Here is a 23,900-nt window from a genome sequence, read left to right on the forward strand (position 1 = left end):
TTGTGCCGCGGACCGCGAGTCATTTGCCGAGCAGCCAGGCCTGGGCTTGTCGGAGGACCTCGGTCCGGCTGCGGGTGCCGTGATCGGCGGCGATGAGGTGGTTGCCGATGTAGAGCGAGTAGACGAGCATGCTGCGGGTCTCGGCCTCGTCGGCCGGGCAGGTCGCCCCGAACAGCCGCCGGAGATACTCCATCCGCCGGTTGTCCACCCGGCGCAGGCGCTCGCCGACCGCCGGGTCGCGGCGCGCCCAGTCGCGGATCGCCAGGTCGATCGTCGCGTTGGTCGTCATCCGGTCGGCACTGACGACGATCTCGATCAGCCGCCGCAGGCGGGTCGGCGGCTCGCCTCCTTCGGCCTCGATCCGGTCGATCAGCTCGTCGGTGGTGTCACGCTCCCAGGTGTCGAGCATCTCCTCGAGCAGGGCGCCCCGGTTGGCGAAGTACCCGTAGAAGCCGCCCTTGGTGACGCCGAGCGTCTGCGCCAGCGCCTCGATCCGGACGGCGTTCGGTCCGCCCTCGGCCAGCGCACGCAGGCCGGCCCCGATCCAGTCCGAGCGGGGCGTACGCGCCAGCGCCACGATGTGTCTCCTCTCACCGGGTCTCACCGAGCCGAGATCTATACGGTGCCGTACAGACGTTGCTAGGCTCCATTTATACGCCATCGTATAGATCTCGGAGGACCGGATGAAACTCCCGCCGACCGCCCACACCTCCCGCCCCTGGCGGATCCATGAGCTCACCCAGGACTTCGAGGTCGAGGACGTCTGGGCGCTGCCGACCCCCGGCGGCCCGGACGACTTCGGCCGGCTGGTGGATCAGTTCGCCGACGCGGGCTTCCCGGCCGGTGCGCCGCTGGTGGTCCGGGTGCTCTGGGAGACTCGGATGACGCTGGGGCGCGTCTTCGGCTGGGACGGTGAGTCGACCGGCATCGGCTCTCGGGTTCCGACGCTCCGCGACCGGCTGCCCGCGGATCTCCGCGATGCCCCGATCGGACCCGAGGTGGGCGAGCTGCCTTTCGTTCCGCTGTACCGGATCGGCGACGAGTGGGCCGCCGAGACGGCCAACAGCACCTGCCATGCCGTCCTGCATCTCAGCTGGGTTCCCGATCAGGACGGTTATCGCGGTCAGCTGGCCGTGCTGGTGAAACCGAACGGGCGCCTCGGAGCTGCCTACATGAGTGCGATCAAGCCGTTCCGCTACCTGTTCGTCTATCCCGCACTCCTGCGGATGCTCGGCCGCGGCTGGCAGGAGTCAGGACCTCAGATCGCCGCGCCGTAGGAGTGCTCGACCTTCATCGTGAACAGCAGTCGTTTGTCGGCCACCATCGCCCGGCGGTAGTCGTCCCAGTCGGGGTGCTCACCGGACGCCTCGCGGTAGTAGCTCACCAGCTGCTCGACGGTGGCGTCGTGGGGGTCGGCGGCCACCGGGGTCAGGTCCGCATTCCCTTCCAGTACGACGTACGAGCGGCCGTTCGGGCCGTTCACGTACAGACTCGCGCGCGGGTCGCGGCGCAGGTTCTTCGTCTTCGCCCGGCCGTCGGTCAGCGAGATCCGGATCGTCTCGCCGTCCCACAGGTAGGTGACGTTGGACAGCTGCGGCCGGCCGTCTCGCTTGAGGGTCACCAGTACGCCGAGCCCGGTCTTACCGAGCAGATCAGAGGTCATGATCAGAGTTTAGAAATTCAACCAAGTACGCGCCGCGCGATCACTCTCCGTCTCGGTCCGCGAGACCCCCGGTTCGACCGGTGGCGGAAGTTGTGGGTAGAGTCACTGGCACTATGCGGAAGCTGGTCCTTCTCCTTCGCTGCCGCGGCGAGGCCTGATCCAGGCCGGTTCCCTCGCCGCGGAGTTTGTCGTACGCCGGTCGCATGTTGACCCGTAGCACCGCGAGGAGAACCCGCACCATGGCACCGAAGAACCAGCCCAAACCTGTTCAGCAGAGTTCGCGCATGCCGATCGGCCGTTACAGCGCGTTCCCGCCCATCGACCTGCCGGACCGCACCTGGCCGGCCAAGTCGGTCGACCGGACGCCGCGCTGGCTGTCCACCGACCTGCGCGACGGCAACCAGGCGCTGGTCGAGCCGATGTCGCCGGCCCGCAAGCGGCGGATGTTCGACCTGCTGGTGAAGATGGGCTACAAGGAGATCGAGGTCGGTTTCCCGAGCGCCAGCCAGTACGACTTCGACTTCGTCCGCAGCCTGATCGAGGGCGACGCGATCCCGGACGACGTGACGATCTCCGTGCTGACCCAGGCCCGCGAGGAGCTCATCGAGCGGACCGTGCAGTCGCTGCAGGGGTCGCCGAAGGCCACCATCCACCTCTACAACGCGACCGCGCCGCTGTTCCGCCGGGTGGTTTTCAACGTCGACAAGGCGGAGTGCCGCAACATCGCCGTCCGCGGTACCGAGACGGTGATGAAGTACGCCGACGAGATGCTGGGCGACTGCGAGTTCGGCTACCAGTACAGCCCGGAGATCTTCACCGGCACCGAGCTGGAGTTCGCGCTCGAGGTCTGTGAAGCGGTCAGTGACGTCTGGCAGCCCGACGAGGGCCGCGAGATCATCCTCAACCTGCCGGCCACCGTCGAGATGTCGACGCCGAACGTGTACGCCGACCAGATCGAGTGGTTCGGCCGCCAGCTGACCCGGCGCGAGCACAGCACGATCAGCCTGCACCCGCACAACGACCGCGGTACGGCGGTGGCCGCGACCGAGCTCGCCCTGATGGCCGGTGCCGACCGGGTCGAGGGCTGCCTGTTCGGTCACGGTGAACGGACCGGCAACGTCGACCTGGTGACGCTGGGGATGAACCTGTTCAGCCAGGGCATCGACCCGCAGATCGACTTCTCCGACATCGACGAGATCCGCCGCACGGTCGAGTACTGCACCCAGATGCGGGTGCCCGAGCGCCAGCCGTACGCCGGTGACCTGGTCTACACCGCCTTCTCCGGCTCGCACCAGGACGCGATCAAGAAGGGCCTGGAGGCGCTCGACAAGCAGGCCGCCGCCGAGGGCAAGCCGGTCGGCGAGATCCACTGGGAGGCGCCGTACCTGCCGATCGACCCGAAGGACGTCGGCCGGTCCTACGAGGCGGTCATCCGGGTCAACTCGCAGTCCGGCAAGGGCGGCGTGGCGTACATGATGAAGTCGGAGCACCGGCTCGACCTGCCGCGCCGGCTGCAGATCGAGTTCAGCCGCGTGATCCAGCAGTACACCGACGCCGAGGGTGGCGAGGTCGGCCCGCAGCAGATGTGGGACATCTTCTCCAGCGAGTACCTGGAGCCGGGCAAGCTGTCGCTGCTGACGGTCAACTCGACCTCGGGGGAGGGGCAGGGCGACCACCTCCGCGTCCAGGTCTACGCGAACGGCGTACCGCACGAGTTGGTTGGCGAGGGCAACGGTCCGGTCTCGGCCTTCGTCGACGCGATCAAGCCGCTGAAGTACGACGTACGGGTGCTGGACTACCACGAGCACGCGCTGTCGGCCGGTGGTGACGCACTCGCCGCGGCGTACGTCGAGTGTGAGGTCGGCGACGAGGTGTACTGGGGGGTCGGCCGCGATGCCAACATTCTCACTGCCTCGCTGAAGGCGGTCGTCTCCGCGATCAACCGCGCCAGCCGCTGAGTCCCGCCGGGGTCGCCCGCCAATTGACTGGCGGGCGACCCATCGGGTGGCCAGACTCGGGCGCATGGTCATACGCTCGCTTGGCGGCCCCCAAAAAATTGCTGTGCGCGAGATCGATCCGTTCGACGAACCGCTGTTCGACGCCTGGTACGCCGTACTGCGGGACGCCGTGCTGGCGGACAGCGAGTCGGCGATCGTCACCAGCCACGAGGCGATGGCCTTCGCGCTGCGCGAGCTGCCGGCTGCCAAGAAGTACGTCGCCGTCGGCGCCTTCGACGGCGACCGGGTCGTCGGCACGCTGCAGTTCGAGTACCGGATCGAGGACAACCTCGACACCGTCGAGATCGAGATCCAGGTCCTCCCGGCCGAACGGCGCCGGGGAGTCGGTACCGCGTTGTGGACGTGGGCCGCCGGGCGGGCCGCGGAGCTCGGCCGGACGATCTTCCAGACCGAGTTCGGCGCCGCCGATGAATCCGCCCCCGGGATCGCCTTCGCGACCGGTCTCGGCTTCACCGTCGAGCACGTCGAGGACCACCTCGTGGTGCCGCTCCCATACGACGAGGCGCGGCTGCACCAGCTTCGCGAGACCGCGGGCGAACACGCCGGCTACCGACTGACCTCCTGGGCGGGACCCTGCCCACCCGAACACTTGCAGGCGTACGCGGACCTGCGGACAGCGATGGACCAGGACGTCCCGACCGGCGGGATGACCCACGAGAACGTTCCGTGGACCGTCGAGCGCCTGAAAATCAACCAGGAGCGGATGGACAAGAACTACGTCGCCCTCGTAACCATGGCGCACACAACAACAGGCGACCCGGCCGGCTACACCTTGATGTGGCTACCCCGCCAGAACGCCGACCACGCCCAGCAAGACGACACCCTCGTACTACGGGATCACCGCGGCAACAACCTAGGCACCCACCTGAAACTCGCCAACCTCGACCAGCTAGCAAAACACCGCACGACCCAAGTCTGGCTCCACACCTGGACCGCCCTAGAAAACACCCCCATGCAAAAAGTCAACGCCCGCTTCGGCTTCCACCCCGTCGAACGCTGGTACGAACTAGAACTCAGCAAGGTGTAAGAACCACGGATGCTACAGGCGGCGTTGCCAAGTCAGGCGGCCTTCGTCCATGGTGGCGTGGCCGTCGGCGCCGGCGGCGACGCTCGGGTCGTGGGTGGCGATGATGACGGCGGCGCCGCGGTCGGCCTCGCGGCGGAGGAGCTCCAGGACGCGTTCGCGGTTGGTGCTGTCGAGCTCGCTGGTCGACTCGTCGGCCAGGATCGCCCGGCCCTGCTGGGCCAGCCCGCGGGCGACGGCGACCCGCTGCTGCTCACCACCGGAGAGCTCCTCGACCAGGTGATCGCCGCTGTCCTCGAGCCCGACGTCCTTCAACGCCTTCTCGATCGTCTCGTCGACGGTGTCCAGCGTGTACTCCCGCTCGTCGTCGTCCTCGTCCCGCCGAGCCAGTACTGCGGCCAGCTTGCGATCCGCGAGCAACGGCATCGACAGGTTCTCGCGTGCGGTGAGGACCCGGGCGAGCCCGTTCCCCTGCGGGATCAGGACGACCCCATGCGCCGCGGCTTCGGGCCGGCCGGTGATCGTCAGCCCGTCCACCTCGACCGTGCCCGACGTCGGCGCGACCGCTCCGGCGATTGCCCAGAGCAACGAACTCTTCCCGGCCCCGGACGGCCCACTGACGGCGAGCACGCAACCAGGGGGAACCCGAAGCGACACATCGGAGACCGCAAGAAGTTCGCCGTACGCGACAGTGAGGTTGGTGACGGTGATCATGCCTGACCTTCTTGCTCGACCGGGGTGAGGTGGACGCCGCCGCTGCCGTCCTCGGAGCTGGTGACGCGGACCAGCGTGCCGGGCGGCAGCAGTTCGGCGACATGCGGTGGCAGCGGCAACGACCCGTCGGTGGCGACCACCGCGAACTCCTCACCGGAGCGGCCTTCGGAGGCGATCCGGCCGTCGCGGATGGTGATCGTCCGGGGGAGTACAGCCGCGACTTCGGGGTCGTGAGTGATCAGCAAAACGGTCATCCCGGTGCTGGAGTTGATCGCCGAGATCGCGGCCAGTACCTCGTCGCGGGCGTGGTGGTCGAGCTGGCTGGTCGGTTCGTCGGCGAGCAGCAGGCCGGGGAAGGTGGCGATCCCGACCGCGACGGCGCAGAGCTGGATCTGTCCAGGGGTGAGCCGGTCGAGCGGCGTACGGGCCTGGTCCTGCAGTCCGACGAGCTCCAGCACTTCGGATGGTTTGGGCAGATCCCGGCCGCGAGGTGCTGCGCGTTGGGCGTAGCGGATGTTGTCCTCGGGCGTCAGGTAGGGGATCAGGTTGCGGCCGGCGCCCTGCAACACGATGCCGACGTCACCGGAGCGCATCTGGTCGAGCTCGGCCTCGGTCATCGTGGCGATGTGGTGCTCACCGATCTGCAACCGTCCCGCGCTCGGCGTGAGCAGTCCGCCGCACAATTGCAGCAGGGTCGATTTGCCGGCGCCCGACGGACCGAGCAATCCGACCAGCTCGCCGGGACGAACGGTGATGCCGATCCCGGACAGCGCGGCGACATCATGGCCCTGGCTGCGATAGATGTGCACCAGGCCGCTGGTGCTGATCGCCAGCCCACTCACGACAGTTCCTCCCGGATCCGGTTGTAGCCCGCTCGGCGGTTCACGCCGGTGCCGAGCAACAGGGTCGTAGTCGTCAGGACGACGGTTCCGATCAGCCACAGCAGCAGCGCGACGACCCAGTTGGTGTGCAGGTCCAGCGGGATCGTCGAAGCCTCCAAAGTCTCGGCGAACAACGGGATCAGCGGCAGCGCGATCTGTGCGCCGATCACCCCGCACGCCGAGCCGAGTAACGCCGCCAACGCGACCGGCCCGGTCTGCTCCCAGCGGGCAGCTCGTCCGGTGGTGCTGGCCGGTACGCCGGTGATCCGCAGACTCGCGTAGTCCTGGGCGCGCGACCGCCACGAGGTGACCACCATCAACAGCAGCACGATGATGGCGAGCGACCAGCCCGCGATGCCGACTACCGGAGTGAGCTGGAGCGCCAGCGCGCTGGCCGACCGGCCGTAGCCGGCGATCCGGTCGCTGTGCCGGTCGATCAGCGACGCAGTCATCCCGGCCGCGGCGAGCCCATCGATCACCTTCTGCGCGTTCGCCAGCCCGTCGGCGTTCAGCCAGACCTGGAACTCGGTCGCACCCGGATCCACCGACCCGCCGAGCCGCCGGAGGTTCTCCAGGTCGACGACCGCGGTGTTGACCGGCTGGCGGTTGATCGGACCCTGCGGCCTGCTGAGCTTCTGGATCGGTACGGCGAGGCCGTCGAGCCCCGGGACCGTGGTCGCGTCGCTGAAGACGAAGCCGGGACTGACGATCGCCGGGACCAGGGCAGGGATCGAACCGTGCTGGACGAGCTGCTCGTTGCCGGTGTTGGTCAGCTCGAAGGTGAGACCGCCGCCGGAGCGCTCGGCGACCCCGATCGACCCCGGCGTACCGTCGATCACCTTGGTCGGTTTCCAGTCGGCCGCCGCGCCGAGCGGGACCGCCTTGCCGTCCTCAGTGGTGAGCTTGGCGATCTGGATGTCGCCCTTGAAGCCGCCCGGGTCGTTCAGGCCGCGCGCGACCCCGAGCTGGGCCAGCTGGCAGCCCTGCAGGCAACCGATCTGCGTCTTGAGCACGAAGGTCTTGCCCGGCACCAGCGGCATCGGCGGGAACCGCACCAGGAACCGCGCGCCACCGACCAGGCTGACCACCTTCGCCTCGAGGATGACCGACTTCGCCGCCGGTGGCGGGCCCTCGTCCACTCCGTTGAGGTTCGGTTTGGCGACCGGGGTCAGCTTGCCCGGCGTCGCGGTGATGGTGAGGTCGTGGCCCCTGACGGCGATCCCGGTGGGCTTGGCGGGTGCCTTCAGTGCGTCGTACCCGGCGGAGTCGGTGAGTCGGTCGCCCTGGAAGGCGATCCGCCGGAAGCTGTCCGGCTCGATCATCATGTCGGTGAGGCCGTCCGGGGACGGTGGCCGGGTCAGGACGACCGGGGTGAGCCAGTGCCGGTCCGGGTCGATCTTGTCGATCGCCTTGGTGAACGTACTCAGGTCGGTCGGGGTCATCGACAGCACACCCTCGGCGCCGGTCTCGTAGCCGGCCCGCAGATCCCGGTTGTCGCCGGCCACGGAAGCGGCCTGCCCGGCGAACGACGCCAGCGCCGTCGCCACCGCCACAACCGCGACGATCCGGGTGACTGCAGGCCTTCTGGAGACCTGCAACGCACCGAGCGCAAGGCCAAGTCGACCGCGGCGCAAGGCCCGCCGACTGATGAGGCCCGCAGTAGGAAGCAGTAGATGCGCGAAGGTCAGCCCGACCGCCAGAGCCAGCAGGGTCGGAGTCAGCACCGGCAGCGGACCACGACCTCCACCGGTCAGTGCAGCGACAAGTCCTGCCGAGGCGAGCACGATGATGGACAGGTCCACCATCCCCAGCGCCCGACCGCGCCGCCGCGGGACCACCCGGCGCAAGAGAGTAGAGATGGGCTGCTGCACGACTGCTCGCACGGACCAGACCACTACGGCCAGCCCCACGACTGCTGAGAGAGCGACAGCGGCCGGCACGGTCCACGGCAACTCGATCGGTGCACCGTCATTGAGCCAGGTAGCCCGCACTGCCAACAGGAGCAGGAATCCGGTGCCTGCTCCCGCAAGCAGTCCGGCCAGTACAGGTGCACCGAGTTCCACCGTCAATGCCCGTCCGGTACGCCGTGCGCTGGATCCCCGGAGTCGCGCTACTGCCAACTCCGGTCTTCTCTGGTCCACCACGGCCGACAGCGCGAGCGCGAGCACCACTACGCCGAACAGGGCGACCTGGACCATCACCAGCGGGATGATCGTCGTCGCCTGCTTCCGCTCGGCCTGGATCCGGTCGAGCACGCCGGGCAGGCCGGACGTGTTCTGGGTGTTCATCTCCAGCTGTTCGGCATTGCCGTTGACGTGCATGGTGGCGTCTGCGATCCGCTGCAGATCGTCGGCTCGGGCAACACCCGGCAGCGGCGTGGTGTCCAGCGTCGAATGATGTCCCCAGCCGGACTTGGCGAATGTACTGCGATCGGTCAGCAGGAAGTCGCCGGCGGCCGGCTCCGTGAAGGTCGGCGGATGGGAGTGGCCCGTCGGCGTGCGCCCGAACCAGTAGTCGGCCAGTGGGTCGGCCGGTTTGTAGACGCCGACAACCTTCAGGGTGCCACCGCCCACATAGTCGATCGACGCGGCGAGCAGCGGCGTACCGACCTTCAGGTCGAAGTTCGAGATGTCGGCCGGCGACACCACCACCTCGTTGGCGGCCTGGGGGCACCGCCCCTGCGACAGGACCAGCTGACCGCAGTACCCGTCACGCCACACCAGCCGGGCGTACTTGCGATCGTTGGCCATCTCCGACGGAAGGTGCCACGCGACGTTGACGGTCTGGCCGTAGACCGGTTTGCTGAACAGTGGTTTCAGGTCGGGTGGGATCAGCCCGGCCAGGTCCTCCGGTGCCTTGGCCACGGCCGCGCCCGCGGCCGGCGGTGGTGACGCCTCCAGCTGCCAGGCGGCGGATTGGCGCTGGCTGTGCAGCGTCTCGGTCGTCACCGTCTGTTCGACCGCGCGGGCGAACCAGGGCGCGAAGGCCGCACACGTCCCGATCAGTAAGGAGACCCCGGTCAGCACCAGGGCCTGGGCAGAGCGGTAGCGCAGGGCGCGCCGTAGAAACATAGAACTGGACCCCCCAGGAACCCGCGGACACCTGATCTGCCTGACGATACGAATCCGCGGGTCGTTGAGGCTCGGGAAGGCCGAAATGACACGAAGTTGTTGCCGGAGCTGCTGGATGAGGCATCCACGGCTGCGCAGCGGAGAGTCGTGACTACGCTGTGTGTTCGTGGACCCGTCGATCCCGGCCGGCGCGGCACCGGTAGGTTCGGGTCATGCGTGAATCCCAGCTCGGAGAACTGACCGTGTCCAGTCTCGGCCTCGGCTGTATGGGGATGTCCCAGTCCTACGGCGACAGCGCCGACGAGGCCGAGTCGATCGCGACCGTGCACGCCGCCCTCGACGCCGGCTGCACCTTCATCGACACCGCCGACGTGTACGGCGACGGCGCGAACGAGGAGCTCGTCGGCCGCGCGCTCGCGGGTCGCCGCGACAAGGCGGTGCTGGCCACCAAGTTCGGCTTCACCCGGTCGTCGGCGGACAGTGCGATGCCGACGGTGGTGGACGGCAGCCCGGCGTACGCGCGTGCTGCCCTGGACGCGTCGCTGCGCCGGCTCGGGGTGGACCATGTCGACCTCTGGTACCTGCATCGGCGCGATCCGCAGGTGCCGATCGAGGAGACCGTCGGGGCGATGGCCGAGGCGGTGCAGGCTGGGAAGGTCCGGTATCTCGGGCTGTCGGAGGTGTCGGGGGAGACGGTTCGCGCGGCCCACGCCGTCCATCCGATCAGTGCTGTGCAGAGTGAGTGGTCGCTGTGGACGCGCGACCCGGAGACCACTGTGCTGCCGACGCTGCGGGAGCTCGGGATCGGGTTCGTGCCGTTCAGTCCGCTGGGGCGTGGGTTCCTGACCGGGCAGCTCAAGTCGCCGGACGACTTCGCGCCGGACGATCTGCGGCGTGGGTTGCCGCGGTTCAGCGGTGCGAACTTCCAGCGGAATCTGGACCTGGTGGAAAAGGTTCGGGCGCTGGCCGCTGCGAAGGGTGTGACTGCTGGGCAACTGGCGCTTGCCTGGTTGCTTGCTCAGGGCAACTTTGTGGCGCCGATCCCGGGGACGAAGCGGCGCAAGTACCTGGCGGAGAACCTCGGCGCGGTGGATATCGTGCTGACGGAGGCGGAACTCGCGGCTTTGGACGAGGCGTTCCCGCCGGACGCCGTGGCGGGGGAGCGCTACGCCGAAGGTGCCTTGAAGATGGTGGAAAAGTGAGCGGGGATTCGCTTGAACCCGAGTTGCGCGGCGCTTCGGGCTTGCTTGGGTCGGAGGTGAGCGGGGACTCTCTGGACCCGGAGTTGAGTGGTGTTGAGGTGGAGGTGGGTGCTGCGGTGCCTGATGAGGTCGGGTTGATCGGGGTGACCGGTTCGACCGGGCAGGTCGGTTCGCGGGTTGCGCGCCGGCTGGCGGCAGCGGGGGTCGCCCAGCGACTCGTCGTACGGGATCCTGCGCGGGCACCGGAGTTGGCCGGCGCCGAGGTTGCGCAAGCGGCGTACGGCGACAAGAACGCGCTGCTCAATGCGCTGGACGGTGTGCAGACCCTCTTCCTGGTCAGCGCTTCCGAGTCGGCCGATCGCGTGTCGTTGCACAAGGCAACGGTTGATGCGGCGGTGGCGGCCGGCGTACGGCGGATCGTGTACACCTCGTTCGTCGGAGCTGCGCCGAACGCGACGTTCACCTTCGCACGCGACCACTGGCACACCGAGCAGCACATTATCGGGACTGGTGTCGACTACACGTTCCTGCGCGACAACATGTACCTCGACTTCATCCCGGGCTTCGCGGGAGAGGACGGGGTGATCAGTGGGCCGGCGGGAGACGGCCGGGTGGCGGCGGTCTTCCGCGAGGACGTGGCCGAGGTCGCCACCCGGGTCCTGCTGTCGACGGCGCACTCCGGGATGACGTACGACCTGACCGGCCCGACGGCCTTCACCCTCGCCGAAGCAGCCGCGATCCTGACCGAGGCCTTGGGTCGTCCGATCCGCTATCAACCGGAGACCCTCGACGAGGCGTACCGCTCGCGCGAATCCTTCGGAGCGCCCGCCTGGGAAGTGGCCGGCTGGGTCACGTCGTACGCCGCGATCGCCAGCGGCGAACTCAGTGAGGTCAGCAGTGCCGTCGAAGACATCACCGGCCACCCGCCCGTCGGCCTGGCGGACTACCTCGCTTCTCTTGAATGAGAGAATGGCGGTCCGCCTTGATGGGATACTGGGTGAGTGCCGCTCTACCGTGACGAAGCGATCGTGCTCCGCGTCCAGAAACTGGGCGAAGCCGATCGCATCGCCACGCTCCTGACCCGCACCCACGGCAAGATCCGCGCGGTCGCGAAAGGCGTCCGCCGTACGTCGTCCCGCTTCGGCGCCCGCCTCGAACCGTTCAGCCACGTCGACCTGCAACTCGCGACCGGCCGCACCCTCGACGTGGTCACCCAGGCCGTCTCGATCTCGGCGTACGGCGAAGGCATCGTCAACGACTACGCCCGCTACACCACCGGCACGGTCCTCCTCGAGACCGCGGACCGCCTGGTAGTAGAGGAAAAAGAACCCGCCACCCAGCAACACCTGTTGCTGGCCGGTGCGCTCCGCGTCCTCTCCGCCGGCGAACGCGAACCGGCCCTGGTCCTGGACTCCTTCCTCCTCCGCTCCCTGGCGATCTCCGGCTACGCCCCCTCCTTCGCCGACTGCGCGAAATGCGGCGAGGAAGGCCCCCACCGAGCCTTCAACCCAGCCGCCGGCGGCGTCGTCTGCTCCACCTGCCGCCCCCCGGCCTCCGCCATGCCGGCCCCCACCACCCTCACCCTCCTCTCCGCCCTCCTCACCGGCGACTGGCCCACCGCCGAACGCACCGACCCCCGCACCCGCCGAGAGGCGAACACCCTGGTAGCCGCCTTCGTCGCCTACCACCTAGACCGAAACCTCCGCTCCCTCCCCCACCTAGACCTAACCCCCGACCACTAACCTGCTGCCCTCTCGGACGTCCCCGCCACGACAGCAACAGCTTCGTCTGCAGGCAGCATCACGGGCTTCGGAACAAGCGGCCGCTAGTAGTATTTGCGCCGCTGCACCCCGGCTCCCTCGCCTCCTTCCATCTTCTGTCCGCAAGCCACTGCCCGACAGATGGCGATGGAATCTGTGGACGCTGGGTGATAGCTCTGCCAGCCGGCCAGCGATCCCGGCTAGTCAGCCTCCGTTCGATGGCCGAATCGAACGCACCCAACTCGCGCGCTCGCTCCCGCTCGAACGTGCCGCTCCCGCTCCAACTCGCGCTGGTGTCCGTTCCAACTCGCGCGCCCGCTGCTATCCCAGGACCTGGCCTTCCGCCTGGTTGGACGCCCGCTTCCGCCTGCACCACACCACTCACCGGCCGCATGCCCGGGGCGCAGGCCGCCCACTGTCGGGGCTAGGCATCGTGCTAAGCCGGGTGACGTCCGGGCGAAAGGTGGTGAGGCTACGGGGTGGACACCATTTTGGTGTGTTGGGACAGGTAGCAGCCGCCTTCACGGCTCGGGGAACTGCCCGGCCGCCTGCCGCCGAGATCGAGTCAGGCCGATCGCAGACAACCGTACGGCGTGCCGCTAACAGGCGGCTGGTATTTCTGGGGACACAGCCTGTTCGCCGTTGGGATCGACCAGCACCGGAACCGCTTCACCAATCTGGAGCTGAGTCCCCGCCTGCCGGGTCATTGAGATCTGCCCGGTATCACCAAGCGTGCTCCGCCAGGTGATGTCCCACCGAGCCGTAGCGCCAACCTTGTACTTGCAGTCAGCCTGCCCCCGAGACGTCTTCCGATACAGATACCCACAATCCGGCGACGCCTTGATCCCGAACGACTTCCGGTACGCCGTACCGGAACCCTCACACCGCACGGTCTTCCCGTCGCCCATACTCCAATCCACCGCCGTCACCTTCGCGGTAGCCGTCACCGTCAACCCAGGCACACTCGCATCCCGCTCAATCGGCCCCCACGTGTTCTCCGACCTCTCCACCCACAACCACACCGGCATATTCACCAACCCCACCTCCCCAACCCCCGGCGCAGTACGCACCCGCGGCGCCCCCAGTTGCATAGCCGCCACCGCCCGATACGCCAACGTCACCGGATCAGTAACCACAGTGTCCGGCTCCCCCGGCAACCACACCCACTTAGTCACCCAATGCTGTCCCTCGTCGAAACCCTGCTGACGGACGCATGCCCACACGGACCCATCGGTGTGACCTTCCCATCTCGCATCTGAGAAGGGCGGCTGCGGAGTTTCTCTACGCAAATAACATTGCTGGCTGTTCGACCAGTTCCCGAGAGAAGAGGTGCAGGCCTGGGCGGCGCCGCCGAATTCGCAGATGGGCTTTGCGTGCTTGGTCCCGTCAGTGCCGTCGTGCGGATCATCTGTCGGCTTGGGCGTCATATCACTGCTCGCTACCCAGCTGCAGAAGCCGCTCGCTCCGTCACATTGCCAGACGTAGCCTGGGCCAGGCTTTGGGGCTTTGCCATCTGCCATCGCGGTATCAGGAAGGTAAGCCGCGAAGCCAAGGATGACCAGCAGCAGGGGAATGTGTCGCCGGAGGCTCAGCATGGTCCGGTCGGCTTGTCAGAGATCAAGAACCATATCTTTGATCCACCGGGGGCAGGTGGTGCGAAGACGAGCTGTGACGAGAACTTGTGGCGTTTTCCGTTGCCTGGACCCTGGGGGACGGGTTTGTTGTCCTTTTGAAATCGAGTAACGACGGCCGAACTGTCGAGGCAGCTGGTGAACCGAACTTCCGGCTGCTCGACGTCGAGCTTCACCGACGTGACCTGGGTAGAAGCGATCTTGATCTTGCCGCTTCGGTACCAGCCGTACTTCTGGTAGTTCGTTGCGTCCCCGAGGATGGTGGTAATCCATTCACCGCCGTTGCCGGCCCTCTCCAGCGCACCTCGGTCGAGTTCGGATGGGTTCATCAGCGCTTGGTCTACGGCAGCTCGCGCTGCTGCGTAGCGCGCCTTGGCGGCTGTTATTGCCTCGAGTTGCTCCGGTGTCCACGTGGGGCCAGTCGGGGTGGGCGTGGCGGGGGTGCTTGGGGTGCTTGAGGGTGGGGTGGTGTTGGGTTGGCCGGCTTGGGGGGAGTTGTTGCAGGCGGTTAGCGTCAGGGTGGCGCAGAGGGCGGCTGCTAGGAGCGGTCGGCGGGTCATTGGAGGAGGCTCCCCCTTCGGCGATGTTACGGACGGTAAAGGCTGCCATACGTTGGGTTTCCGTCTCCGGAGTTTTCCACAACCTTTAGCTAGGCGACCGAGCCGCGGGGCACGACCCATTGGGTCGGTTGTCCTGTGATGGTGGCGATGAGGTCGAAGTCGGTGTCGTAGTGCAGAACAGTGACCTGATGGCGTTCGGCGATGGCTGCGATCAGGAGGTCCGGAAGTGGCACCGCACGGTGCTTGCCCACAGCGGTCAACTGGCGTTGAACCTCCAGCGCGCGGTTGAAGTCGCGGTCGTCGGTCGGCAGCCATTCGTGTGCGGTGAGACCTGCCCGGATGCGGTCGCGGTCGGCCAGGTTCCGGGCGCTGTAGAGCATTTCCAGGCTCACGATTCCGGTGGTTGCCATGCGACCGGCCTTCACCAACCGCAACAGGACGTCAGCAACGTCCGGATGTTTCAGCCGTGCGAGCGCGCTCTTGTCGACCAGGTAGCCGGCTACCCCCGCCATGCGCCCTTCATCACTTCCGGGTCCTGCAGGTCGTCGAACCCGCCGTCGCGCGCGAACTCGATCAGATCCTCAGCTGCCGCGATCCGTGCCACCCGGGCCAGGGCCTGGTTGACGGTGTCCTTCTTGGTGCTCGTCCCCAGGGCTGCAGCGGCTTTGGCCAGCAGTGCGTCGTCGACGTCGATCAAGGTCTTGGTCATCGCCACGCCTCCGGATATATAGATCGATGACAAGTGTATATCTCCTCGCGTGGTTGCGGACAGTGATCGAGAAGCTTGGCAGCTTTGCCGCCGGCTCGCAGACAGCCCCTGTGGATAAGTCGTGGGTGGTTGCGGGGTGAATGAAGCGATGAGGGAGGATTCGGTCATGTCTCCGTTGGGTCGTCGTCGTGGTCGGGGTGTGGGGGAGCGGGTGGGGCCGGTCGTGGCGCCGGAGCCGCATCCGTCGGGGGTGACGGTGCCGGGGGTGCCGGCGGAGTTGGTGCCTCGGCATGTGGCGGTGGTGATGGATGGGAACGGGCGCTGGGCCAAGGCGCGGAACCTGCCGCGGACCGAGGGGCACAAGGCGGGTGAGGCTTCGCTGCTGGATGTGATCAAGGGCGGCATCGAGATCGGGGTCAAGTACCTGTCGGTGTACGCGTTCTCGACCGAGAACTGGGCCCGGTCGCCCGAAGAGGTGAAGTTCCTGATGGGCTTCAACCGCGAGGTGATCCACCGGCGGCGGGACGAGCTGGACGCGATGGGGGTCCGGGTGGTCTGGTCGGGGCGCCGGCCGCGGTTGTGGAAGAGCGTCATCTCCGAACTCGAGGACGCCCAGGAACGCACCAAGAACAACGACACCATCACCTTGCAGTTCTGCGTGAACTACGGCGGTCAGGCGGAGATCGCGGACGCGATGCGGTCGATCGCGCACGAGGTTGCCGCGGGCAAGCTCAGCCCGGACCGGATCACCGAGAAGACGATCGCCAAGCACCTGTACGCGCCCGACATCCCCGAGGTCGACCTGTTCGTCCGCTCGTCGGGTGAACAGCGCACCTCGAACTTCCTGGTCTGGCAGCTCGCGTACGCCGAGATGGTCTTCCTCGACACCCTCTGGCCGGATTTCGACCGCCGCCACCTCTGGCACGCGATCGAGCTCTACGCCCAACGCGACCGCCGCTACGGCGGCGCCGTCCCCAACCCCGTCGAACCCACCCCTAACCCGTAAGACAGTCGCCCCGTACGCCGGGGGTGTCCACGCACCCGGTACGCCAGGGCGTCCAGGCAACCCCGTACGTCGGGGCGTCCACGCTCCCCGTACGTCGGGGCGTCCACGCAGCCGGTGTGACGAGGCGCTCACCCAACCCCGCACGTAGGTCGCCCACGCACCCGGTACGCCGGTCGCCCCCGCAGCCGGTGCGTCGAGGGCATCCACGCAGGCCCCGTACGCCGGTCGCCCCCCGCAATCCGGCGCGTCCACGGACCCCGCACGTTGGGCGTCCATGCATCCGGTACGCCGGGATGTCCAGGCTCTCGGTACGTCGGGTGTCCACGCGGCCGGTGCCGACGGGGTGTCCAAGCAGACCCGTCTGACGGGCGTCCGCGCGGCCAGTACGTCGGGTGCCCGGGCGGCCCGTCGGTCGGGTGCACAGGCGGCCTGTGGTGGGGGTGACCATCGCTGGCGACCAGTGCGGCACACGCGGAAGGGGGAATGTCGGTGGGGGGTTCTAGCGTGAGGGGATGGCGAATTTACTGAGGCTGGGGATGACGTTCTCGCCGGGGCTGGCGCCGGAGCGGGTGCGGGCGGTGGCTCGGGCGGTGGAGGCGGGCGGGCTGGATGACCTTTGGGTTTCGGAGGACTGTTTCAAGGAGTCTGCGGTTGCCACCGTGGTGACCGCGTTGGCTAGTACTGAGCGGATCCGGGTGGGGGCGGCGATTCTGCCGGTGCCGTTGCGGAACGTGGCGCAGGCAGCGATGGAGATCGCGACGATCGACCGGTTGTTCCCGGATCGGTTCGTGGCGGGGATCGGACACGGGAATCAGCCGTGGATGGCGCAAGCTGGGGTGAAAGCCGAGGCGCCGCTGACGCTGCTGCGGGAATATGCGAGTGCCTTGCGCAAGTTGCTCGACGGCGAGAGCGTCACTACCGAAGGTCGTTATGTACGGCTCGAGGAAGTCGCGCTGGACTACCCGCCGCTTCGGCCGCCGCAGCTCTTGATCGGTGTCGCCGGAGCGAAATCGCTAGAGGCAGCAGGTGAACTCGGGACCGGCACCCTCCTCCCGCTCGGTCTCGACGTCCAGGGGATCAAGGAATCAACGCAGAGAACCCTCAAGGCGGCGACCGATGGGCACGAGGTGGTCGCGAGCGTCATCGTCGCGACCGGGCCGGATGCGCGCGCCCGGGTGGATGCCGAGCTCGCGCAGTACGGGATGCCGGCCAACCCGCAGATCGGTGTCGTGGGCAACGCTGAGGAGATAGCCACCAACCTGCGCCAAATCCAAGCGACAGGAGTAACAACAGTCGCCGTCCTACCGTGCCGAGACGAGAAAGATCTCGACCAGTTCGCGCGCTTCCTCGGACAGGAGGTGCGGCCACTGCTCACGTCGAAGTGAAGGCAGGCGAGCCGAGGTGACGGCGGTGCCGCGGAAGTGCGTGCAGTCGGCGCCGTGATGGCGGGCAGTCAGCGTCGTGGGGAGGGCAGGAGGCCGCGTTCGATGGCGACTGTTACTGCGTGGGTGCGGTCGTCGACGTCCAGTTTGGTGAAGAGGCGCTGTAGATGGGTCTTCACGGTCGCTTCGCCGATGTAGAGTTCGCGGCCGATCTCCGCATTGCTCAAACCCCGGGCGACAGCGGCCAAAACCTCCAGTTCGCGAGGCGAAGGCTGCACCGCGGCGGGTGCGACCGGCGTACGGAGTCTGGACATCAGCCGCGCAGCAACCGGGGGAGCCAACACGGTCTCACCCCGCGACGCCGCGCGGATCCCGTCGAGCAACTCAGCATGCGGAGTGTCCTTCAACAGGTAACCAGCAGCGCCGGCTTCGACAGCATGCAGGATGTCGGTGTCTGTGTCGTACGTCGTCAGCACGAGCACCTTTGTCGACGGATGCGAAGTCACGATCGCTCCGGTCGCCGACACCCCGTCGCGCCGCGGCATCCGCAGGTCCATCAGTACGACGTCCGGCTGCGTCGACGCCACCAGCGCCAGGGCTGCCTCGCCGTCGCCGGCCTCGCCGACCACCTCGATGTCCTCGGTCACCGCGAGCATCCCGATCAGCCCGGATCGCACCACGGGGTGATCGTCGACCACCAGCACCCGAATACTCACGAGCCCTCCCCAGCATCAGAAGCAGAATCAGCAGCACCAGAAGGAATCAACACAGCAACCCGCGTACCACGCCCCGGCGCACTCTCCACCGAAACCGTTCCACCGGACTCCTCGACCCGTCCCCGCATCGCGGCCAGCCCGAAACCGGCCCGCCCGGCAGCATCCAAAGAGAACCCCGACCCGTCATCCCGGATCTCGATCCCCACCCCACCGGCCGACATGCTCAACGAAATCAGCACCGACGTCGCCCCCGCGTGCTTCCGCACATTCGCCAACGACTCCTGAGCAGCCCGCAACAACACCACTTGCTGCGCCTGCGGCAAGGCAGCCACCTCGTCGTCCGGCATATCCAGCGAAACCTGTACGTCGACGCCCGTCTCCGCCGCGAACCGCTCGGCCAGCCGCCGTAGTACCTCGGCCAGCGTGGCACCCGTCAACGCGACAGGAGTGAAAGCAGCCACCAACGCCCGAGCCTCGGCCAGGTTCTCCCGAGCGGTGTCCTCGATCGCCGCCAGCCGCCCGGCCACCGGGTCAAGCGATCCCCGCTGGAGCTCCACGGCAGCGGTTTGAGCAAGCATCACCACACTCGTCATCCCTTGTGCCAGCGTGTCGTGGATCTCCCGAGCCATCCGCTCTCGCTCAGCCATCACCCCGGCCGTGTGGTGCGCTTCGGCGAGCTCGTCCCGCGCAGACTCGAGTTCCTCGATCAGTTCGGCGCGTTGCTGGCTCTGCTCAATCACCCGGTCGATCCAGATCCCGAGCATCAGGCTGACCACCAGGCTGATCACCATCCAGGGCAAGATGTCCCAGAAGGCGTCCGCGGTCCAGCCGGCCGACCACAACTGCGCCGTACCGACCGTGAAGAGCAGGATCAGGCTGAGCGGTACGGCGTCCCACATCCGCTGGCTGAGCAGCCAGATCTGCGGCGAGACGATGAAGAGAATGAAGATCGATTGCGGGTAGAGCCCGACCGCTCCGGCGACGCAGCCGATCATCACCACCCGGTACAGGTGCGACTGGAACTGGTTCCGCGTTCTCATCGCCGGTATCGCCAGCACCCAGTAGGCGATGGCCAGCACGGTGACCAGGCCCAGGTAGGCGATCCGCCGGTGCCCCTGGAGATCGGACGAGGTCAGCCCGACGAGCGCGATCACACCGAGCAGCGCGTAGAACACCACGTGCCAGCCGATCAGCGTACGAGTCCAGACCGGCTGGTCGACCCGGGAGGGAAGCTGCATGGACACCATCTTCCTCCACCACTCCCGGGCAATCTCGCCGAGAGTGCTGGAGGAAGCAGTGGCGGCCACGATCAACCCGCGTCCCGGCGGGTCCAGCGGAACACCCGCTGGGCGATCACCAGACCGACGACAAGCCAGACAGTCAGTACGACGGCGCCCGTCCCCAGGTGCCACGCGTGCCCAGGCTCGTTCACCTGGAACCCGTCGGGCAGGAACACCGACCGCATGCCCTGGGCGAGCCACTTGAGCGGGAAGATCGAGGCGACTCCGCGCATCCAGGACGGCAGGTCGCTGTAGACGAAGTACACGCCGGACATGAACTGCAGCAGCAGAACCACCGGGGTGACGACCGCGGAGGCAGCCTTGCCGGACTTCGGTACGACGGAGAATGCGATCCCGAGCACCGAGCCGGACGCCGTACCGAGTACGAAGATCCAGACGAAGTTCACCCACTTCGACGGCTCGGTCGGGATGTCCACGCCGAGCACCAGGCCGGCGATCGCGAGCAGCAGGGCGAACTGGGCGATCGACGTACAGAGGACCAGCCCGATCTTGCCGATGAAGTAGGACTGCGGCGACATCGGCGTACCGCGGAGCCGCTTCAGCAGGTCCTCGTCGCGTTCCATCGCGATCGTGATCGCCAGCGACTGGAAGCTGGTCAGGAAGATGCCGGACGCGATCATCCCCGGCGTGAAGTAGGTGGCCGCGTTGACGCCACCGGAGAAGTCGCTGTCGCTGAAGACGGCGGAGAAGATGCCCAGGAAGATGATCGGGAAGAAGAAGGTGAAGATCAGCTGCTCGCGTTCGCGGAAGAACTGCTTCACCTCGAGCTTGGTCCGGGAGACGCCGACCTTGAGAGTCGACGGCAGCGGCTTCGAAACGGCGGTCAGGGTGCTCATCAGGCAACTCCAGCTTCCATAGCAGCAGCGGCGTCGGCGGCGGCGAGGTGCGCCTTGCCGATCAGCTCCAGGTAGATGTCTTCCAGCGACGGCCGGCGTACCTCGAGTTCGGGCACCTCACCGTCGAACCGCGCCATCAGCGCCGCGATCTCCGCGGTCGGCGAATCGGTCCGTACTTCGTGCGCTCCGTCGGCGTCCAGCCAGGACACCCGCGCGGTGCGGGCACCGCGGCCGCCGAGCGTCTCCGGCGTCGCGACCTCGATCATCCGGCCGTCCGCGATCACGCCGACCCGGTCGGCCAGGTGCTCGGCCTCGTCCAGGTAGTGGGTGGTCAGCAAGATCGTGGTGCCCTCGGTACGCAGGTTCTCGATCAGCGTCCAGAACTGCCGGCGCGCCTCCGGGTCGAACCCGGTGGTCGGCTCGTCCAGGAACAGCAGCTCCGGGTTGCCGATCACGCCGAGCGCGACGTCGAGCCGGCGGCGCTGACCACCGGACAGCTTCCGGGTCCGGGCCTTGCGCTTGCTCTCCAGGCCGACCGCGGCGATCACCTCGTCCGGGTCGCGCGGGTTCGGGTAGTAGCCGGCGTAGTGGTTCACCAGTTCCGCGATCGACAGTTCGGCCTCGTCCCGGGAGGACTGGGCGACGATCCCGATCCGGGCCCGCCAGTTCCGGTCACCCTTGGCCGGGTCGACGCCCAGTACGCTGATCTCACCCTCGTCGGCGTGGCGGTACCCCTCCAGTACCTCCACGCTCGTCGTCTTGCCGGCGCCGTTCGGGCCGAGCAACGCGAACACCTCACCGCGATGAATATCCAGATCGACGCCGGCGACGGCGACCTTGTCGGGGTAGCGCTTGACGAGTCCACGGACCCGTACGGCGATGTCTTTGTCGGTCATGGCTCAACCTTCCCGTCCGGAGGACCCGGCCAGGGAGCGTCGACCGGATGACCGGCTGTCCCCCGACCGGTGGACAGAGCGTCGGGGAGCAGTGACCCTCAGCGGATTCCGCGGTACGACGCGCGCGGGGGCAGACGGGGAGTGGGGTGTCCGCTTAGCGTCGGGGCATGAGTCAGACCGTGCGTGGTGTCGTGGCCCTGAGTAAGGGCGCCCCGGTGACGATCGAAGAGATCACCATCCCCGATCCCGGACCGGGTGAGGCTGTCGTCCAGGTGCAGGCCTGCGGCGTCTGCCACACCGATCTGCACTATCGCGAAGGCGGCATCAACGACGAATTTCCCTTCCTCTTGGGCCACGAAGCAGCGGGGATCGTGGAGAGCGTCGGCGAGGGCGTCACCGACGTGCAGCCCGGCGACTTCGTCGTACTGAACTGGCGAGCCGTCTGCGGAAACTGCCGCGCCTGCCTGCGCGGGCGTCCGTGGTACTGCTTCAACACGCACAACGCCAAGCAGAAGATGACGCTTGCCGACGGCACCGAGCTGTCGCCCGCGCTCGGCATCGGCGCGTTCGCCGACAAGACCCTGGTCGCCGCCGGCCAGTGCACGAAGGTCGACCCGGCTGCCAAACCCGAGGTAGCCGGCCTGCTCGGCTGCGGCGTGATGGCCGGCCTCGGCGCCGCCATGAACACCGGCAACGTCGGTCGCGGGGACACCGTGGCCGTGATCGGCTGCGGCGGAGTCGGTACGGCGGCCGTCGTCGGCGCCCGGCTGGCCGGAGCCGCCCGGGTGATCGCGATCGACCTGGACGAGCGCAAGCTGAAGGTCGCGCAGGAACTCGGCGCGACCCACACGATCCACTCCCGGGGTCTCGATCACGACGGCGTCGTCCAAGCGGTCCAAGAGCTCACCAACGGCTTCGGCGCGGATGTGGTTGTGGACGCGGTCGGCCGCCCGGAGACGTGGAAGCAGGCGTTCTACGCGCGCGACCTGGCCGGCACGGTCGTCCTGGTCGGCGTACCGACCCCGGACATGCGACTCGAGATGCCGCTGCTCGACTTCTTCGGCCGTGGTGGTTCGCTCAAGTCGAGCTGGTACGGCGACTGCCTGCCGAGCCGCGACTTCCCGATGCTGATCGACCTGCATCTGCAAGGCCGGCTGCCGCTGGAGAGCTTCGTCTCGGAGACGATCGCACTCGACGAGGTGGAGGCCGCGTTCGACAAGATGCACCGCGGCGACGTCCTCCGCTCGGTGGTGCTGTTCTGATGACGGCCCGGATCGAACGCGTCATCACCTCCGGCACCTTCAGCCTCGACGGCGGGACCTGGGACGTCGAGAACAACGTCTGGCTGATCGGCGACGACGAGGAGGTCGTGGTCGTCGACGCCGCCCACAACCCCGCATCGATCATCAAAGCGGTCGGCGATCGCCGGCTCGCGGCGCTGATCTGCACGCACGGGCACAACGACCACATCAACGCGGTCGGCGGGATCCGCGACTACCTCGACACCCAGGTCTGGCTCAGCGCCGCCGACACGATGCTCTGGGAGGCCCTGTACGACGATCGCCCGGACCACGACCTCGTCGACGGCACCGTCTTCGAGGTCGCCGGTACGACGCTCCGCGCGATCCACACTCCCGGGCACAGCCCCGGCAGCACGTCCCTCTACGCAGAAGACCTCAACGCCGTCTTCACCGGCGACACCCTCTTTCAGGGTGGGCCGGGCGCGACCGGTCGCTCGTACTCCGACAAGCCCACCATCCTCGACTCCATCCGCACCAAACTCCTCACCCTCCCCGCCGACACAGTCGTCCACACCGGCCACGGCGACACCACCACCATCGCCGCCGAACACGGCAACGTCATTTAGACCACCGGCCGGCTACCTTGTGGTGAAGGCGATCCAGACGTCTGGTGGGCCGGTGGGGTCCTGGGGGACCGGTCGGTGTTCCTCGGTCCAAGCGTCTCCGGCGATCTCGGTTGCGACGCGGCGCCAGAACGCGACGGCTCGCGTGTTCGCGTCCTGGAAGGCGACCTCCCACGGTCCCGGGTGCTCGGCGACGACCGATTTCATCGCTTGCAATCCGACCCCGGACCGACGCGCGCCCCGGGCGACGAAGAAGCTGTTCAGCACCCGCGTCGGCCCGGACAAGCTACGAACGAACGCGAACCCAGCCGGCCGATCGTCGCGCTCGAACAAGTAACCACACCAGTCCGGATCGGACAGCGCCGACTCCAGCCGTTCGCTGCGGAACGTCCCATCCGGATTCGGCAACCGCCCATCCAATTCAGACAAGTCGTGCCGAAACAGCAGCCAGAGTCGTTCCAGCACTGCACGGTCAGCCGGATTCGTCCGGCGTACAGACAACTCAGTCATCGGGAAGCTCCTCACAAGCGGTTCAGAACGCAGAAAAGCCTCCCGCCGGCAGGAGAATCTCCTACCGCGAAAGGCTTCCCAGCAATCTATCACCCGCCGAGGTCAGTCAGCCCGGACCGCCAACACTCACCAACCAAGCCCCCACGGCCGTCGCCA

General features: G+C 67.6%; 24 protein-coding genes. 10 read left to right on the forward strand and 14 right to left on the reverse strand.

Annotated elements, in window-relative coordinates; translation table 11 throughout:
• Positions 1 to 19 precede the first annotated feature (19 nt).
• Positions 20 to 577, reverse strand: coding sequence for a TetR/AcrR family transcriptional regulator (locus ABZ004_RS00690; protein ID WP_355677639.1), 558 nt, complete (start codon positions 575 to 577; stop codon positions 20 to 22).
• Between the two features lie 106 nt (positions 578 to 683).
• On the opposite strand from ABZ004_RS00690, the gene ABZ004_RS00695 reads away from it, so the two are divergent.
• Positions 684 to 1,277, forward strand: a complete 594-nt coding sequence (locus tag ABZ004_RS00695; protein WP_355677640.1) for a DUF2867 domain-containing protein — start codon at positions 684 to 686, stop codon at positions 1,275 to 1,277.
• On the opposite strand, the gene ABZ004_RS00700 is transcribed toward ABZ004_RS00695, so the two are convergent.
• Positions 1,259 to 1,663 carry a PPOX class F420-dependent oxidoreductase gene (locus tag ABZ004_RS00700; RefSeq protein WP_355677641.1) on the reverse strand — a complete coding sequence of 135 codons (405 nt, stop codon included), beginning with the start codon at positions 1,661 to 1,663 and terminating at the stop codon, positions 1,259 to 1,261. The genes ABZ004_RS00695 and ABZ004_RS00700 overlap by 19 nt on opposite strands.
• 239 nt (positions 1,664 to 1,902) lie before the next feature.
• Here ABZ004_RS00700 and leuA point away from each other — a divergent pair, with 239 nt between their 5' ends.
• Both leuA and ABZ004_RS00710 read left to right on the forward strand, forming a co-directional pair.
• On the forward strand, positions 1,903 to 3,621 hold the full coding sequence (gene leuA, locus ABZ004_RS00705; RefSeq protein WP_355677642.1) for a 2-isopropylmalate synthase: 1,719 nt from the start codon (positions 1,903 to 1,905) through the stop codon (positions 3,619 to 3,621).
• Between the two features lie 64 nt (positions 3,622 to 3,685).
• A complete protein-coding gene (locus ABZ004_RS00710) occupies positions 3,686 to 4,708 on the forward strand; it encodes a GNAT family N-acetyltransferase (protein WP_355677643.1) in 1,023 nt (340 codons plus the stop codon).
• Positions 4,709 to 4,720: 12 nt separating this feature from the next.
• Here the strand turns inward: ABZ004_RS00710 and ABZ004_RS00715 are convergent, their stop codons facing one another.
• The 3 genes from ABZ004_RS00715 to ABZ004_RS00725 are packed head-to-tail and all read right to left on the reverse strand — an operon-like array spanning position 4,721 to position 9,371.
• Positions 4,721 to 5,419: an ATP-binding cassette domain-containing protein gene (locus ABZ004_RS00715; RefSeq protein WP_355677644.1), complete on the reverse strand. Its 699-nt coding sequence runs from the start codon at positions 5,417 to 5,419 to the stop codon at positions 4,721 to 4,723.
• Positions 5,416 to 6,261, reverse strand: a complete 846-nt coding sequence (locus ABZ004_RS00720) for an ATP-binding cassette domain-containing protein (protein ID WP_355677645.1) — start codon at positions 6,259 to 6,261, stop codon at positions 5,416 to 5,418. Before ABZ004_RS00720 ends, ABZ004_RS00715 begins: the two co-directional genes overlap by 4 nt.
• A complete protein-coding gene (locus ABZ004_RS00725; protein WP_355677646.1) occupies positions 6,258 to 9,371 on the reverse strand; it encodes an FtsX-like permease family protein in 3,114 nt (1,037 codons plus the stop codon). The genes ABZ004_RS00720 and ABZ004_RS00725 overlap by 4 nt, the downstream gene beginning before the upstream one ends.
• Before the next feature lie 212 nt (positions 9,372 to 9,583).
• Between ABZ004_RS00725 and ABZ004_RS00730 the strand changes: the two genes are divergently transcribed.
• The 3 genes from ABZ004_RS00730 (at position 9,584) to recO (ending at position 12,315) form a co-directional block, all read left to right on the forward strand.
• Complete coding sequence (locus ABZ004_RS00730; RefSeq protein WP_355677647.1) at positions 9,584 to 10,573, forward strand: aldo/keto reductase; 990 nt, start codon at positions 9,584 to 9,586, stop codon at positions 10,571 to 10,573.
• A 116-nt stretch (positions 10,574 to 10,689) separates the two neighbouring features.
• Positions 10,690 to 11,538, forward strand: coding sequence for an SDR family oxidoreductase (locus ABZ004_RS00735; RefSeq protein ID WP_355677648.1), 849 nt, complete (start codon positions 10,690 to 10,692; stop codon positions 11,536 to 11,538).
• A 36-nt stretch (positions 11,539 to 11,574) separates the two neighbouring features.
• Complete coding sequence (gene recO / locus ABZ004_RS00740) at positions 11,575 to 12,315, forward strand: DNA repair protein RecO (RefSeq protein WP_355677649.1); 741 nt, start codon at positions 11,575 to 11,577, stop codon at positions 12,313 to 12,315.
• Positions 12,316 to 12,932: 617 nt separating this feature from the next.
• Here the strand turns inward: recO and ABZ004_RS00745 are convergent.
• The 4 genes from ABZ004_RS00745 to ABZ004_RS00760 all read right to left on the reverse strand — a co-directional run bounded on the left by ABZ004_RS00745 (position 12,933) and on the right by ABZ004_RS00760 (position 15,233).
• Positions 12,933 to 13,508 carry a hypothetical protein gene (locus ABZ004_RS00745; RefSeq protein ID WP_355677650.1) on the reverse strand — a complete coding sequence of 192 codons (576 nt, stop codon included), beginning with the start codon at positions 13,506 to 13,508 and terminating at the stop codon, positions 12,933 to 12,935.
• A gap of 413 nt (positions 13,509 to 13,921) precedes the next feature.
• On the reverse strand, positions 13,922 to 14,293 hold the full coding sequence (locus ABZ004_RS00750; protein WP_355677651.1) for a hypothetical protein: 372 nt from the start codon (positions 14,291 to 14,293) through the stop codon (positions 13,922 to 13,924).
• A 320-nt stretch (positions 14,294 to 14,613) separates the two neighbouring features.
• On the reverse strand, positions 14,614 to 15,036 hold the full coding sequence (locus ABZ004_RS00755) for a PIN domain nuclease (protein ID WP_355677652.1): 423 nt from the start codon (positions 15,034 to 15,036) through the stop codon (positions 14,614 to 14,616).
• Positions 15,024 to 15,233: a type II toxin-antitoxin system VapB family antitoxin gene (locus ABZ004_RS00760; protein ID WP_355677653.1), complete on the reverse strand. Its 210-nt coding sequence runs from the start codon at positions 15,231 to 15,233 to the stop codon at positions 15,024 to 15,026. The genes ABZ004_RS00755 and ABZ004_RS00760 overlap by 13 nt, the downstream gene beginning before the upstream one ends.
• 166 nt (positions 15,234 to 15,399) lie before the next feature.
• On the opposite strand from ABZ004_RS00760, the gene ABZ004_RS00765 reads away from it, so the two are divergent.
• Entirely contained in the window at positions 15,400 to 16,239 is an 840-nt protein-coding gene (locus tag ABZ004_RS00765; RefSeq protein WP_355677654.1) for an isoprenyl transferase, read from the forward strand.
• A gap of 512 nt (positions 16,240 to 16,751) precedes the next feature.
• The gene (locus ABZ004_RS00770) at positions 16,752 to 17,624 is read left to right on the forward strand and encodes an LLM class flavin-dependent oxidoreductase (protein WP_355677655.1); all 873 of its coding nucleotides are present in this window, start codon (positions 16,752 to 16,754) and stop codon (positions 17,622 to 17,624) included.
• A gap of 68 nt (positions 17,625 to 17,692) precedes the next feature.
• Here ABZ004_RS00770 and ABZ004_RS00775 read toward each other — a convergent pair whose 3' ends face one another.
• The 4 genes from ABZ004_RS00775 to ABZ004_RS00790 all read right to left on the reverse strand — a co-directional run bounded on the left by ABZ004_RS00775 (position 17,693) and on the right by ABZ004_RS00790 (position 21,370).
• Positions 17,693 to 18,337: a response regulator transcription factor gene (locus ABZ004_RS00775; RefSeq protein WP_355677656.1), complete on the reverse strand. Its 645-nt coding sequence runs from the start codon at positions 18,335 to 18,337 to the stop codon at positions 17,693 to 17,695.
• The gene (locus ABZ004_RS00780) at positions 18,334 to 19,575 is read right to left on the reverse strand and encodes a sensor histidine kinase (protein ID WP_355677657.1); all 1,242 of its coding nucleotides are present in this window, start codon (positions 19,573 to 19,575) and stop codon (positions 18,334 to 18,336) included. Before ABZ004_RS00780 ends, ABZ004_RS00775 begins: the two co-directional genes overlap by 4 nt.
• A 71-nt stretch (positions 19,576 to 19,646) precedes the next feature.
• Positions 19,647 to 20,474 (reverse strand): ABC transporter permease, encoded by an 828-nt coding sequence (locus tag ABZ004_RS00785; protein WP_355677658.1) that lies wholly within the window; start codon positions 20,472 to 20,474, stop codon positions 19,647 to 19,649.
• The gene (locus tag ABZ004_RS00790; RefSeq protein ID WP_355677659.1) at positions 20,474 to 21,370 is read right to left on the reverse strand and encodes an ABC transporter ATP-binding protein; all 897 of its coding nucleotides are present in this window, start codon (positions 21,368 to 21,370) and stop codon (positions 20,474 to 20,476) included. The genes ABZ004_RS00785 and ABZ004_RS00790 overlap by 1 nt, the downstream gene beginning before the upstream one ends.
• 167 nt (positions 21,371 to 21,537) lie before the next feature.
• On the opposite strand from ABZ004_RS00790, the gene ABZ004_RS00795 reads away from it, so the two are divergent.
• Entirely contained in the window at positions 21,538 to 22,632 is a 1,095-nt protein-coding gene (locus ABZ004_RS00795) for an S-(hydroxymethyl)mycothiol dehydrogenase (RefSeq protein ID WP_355677660.1), read from the forward strand.
• Positions 22,632 to 23,237 carry an MBL fold metallo-hydrolase gene (locus ABZ004_RS00800; RefSeq protein WP_355677661.1) on the forward strand — a complete coding sequence of 202 codons (606 nt, stop codon included), beginning with the start codon at positions 22,632 to 22,634 and terminating at the stop codon, positions 23,235 to 23,237. Before ABZ004_RS00795 ends, ABZ004_RS00800 begins: the two co-directional genes overlap by 1 nt.
• Before the next feature lie 12 nt (positions 23,238 to 23,249).
• Here ABZ004_RS00800 and ABZ004_RS00805 read toward each other — a convergent pair whose 3' ends face one another.
• Positions 23,250 to 23,744, reverse strand: coding sequence for a GNAT family N-acetyltransferase (locus ABZ004_RS00805; RefSeq protein ID WP_355677662.1), 495 nt, complete (start codon positions 23,742 to 23,744; stop codon positions 23,250 to 23,252).
• Positions 23,745 to 23,900 lie beyond the last annotated feature (156 nt).

This window comes from Kribbella sp. NPDC006257, assembly GCF_040613535.1.
Classification (GTDB): domain Bacteria; phylum Actinomycetota; class Actinomycetes; order Propionibacteriales; family Kribbellaceae; genus Kribbella.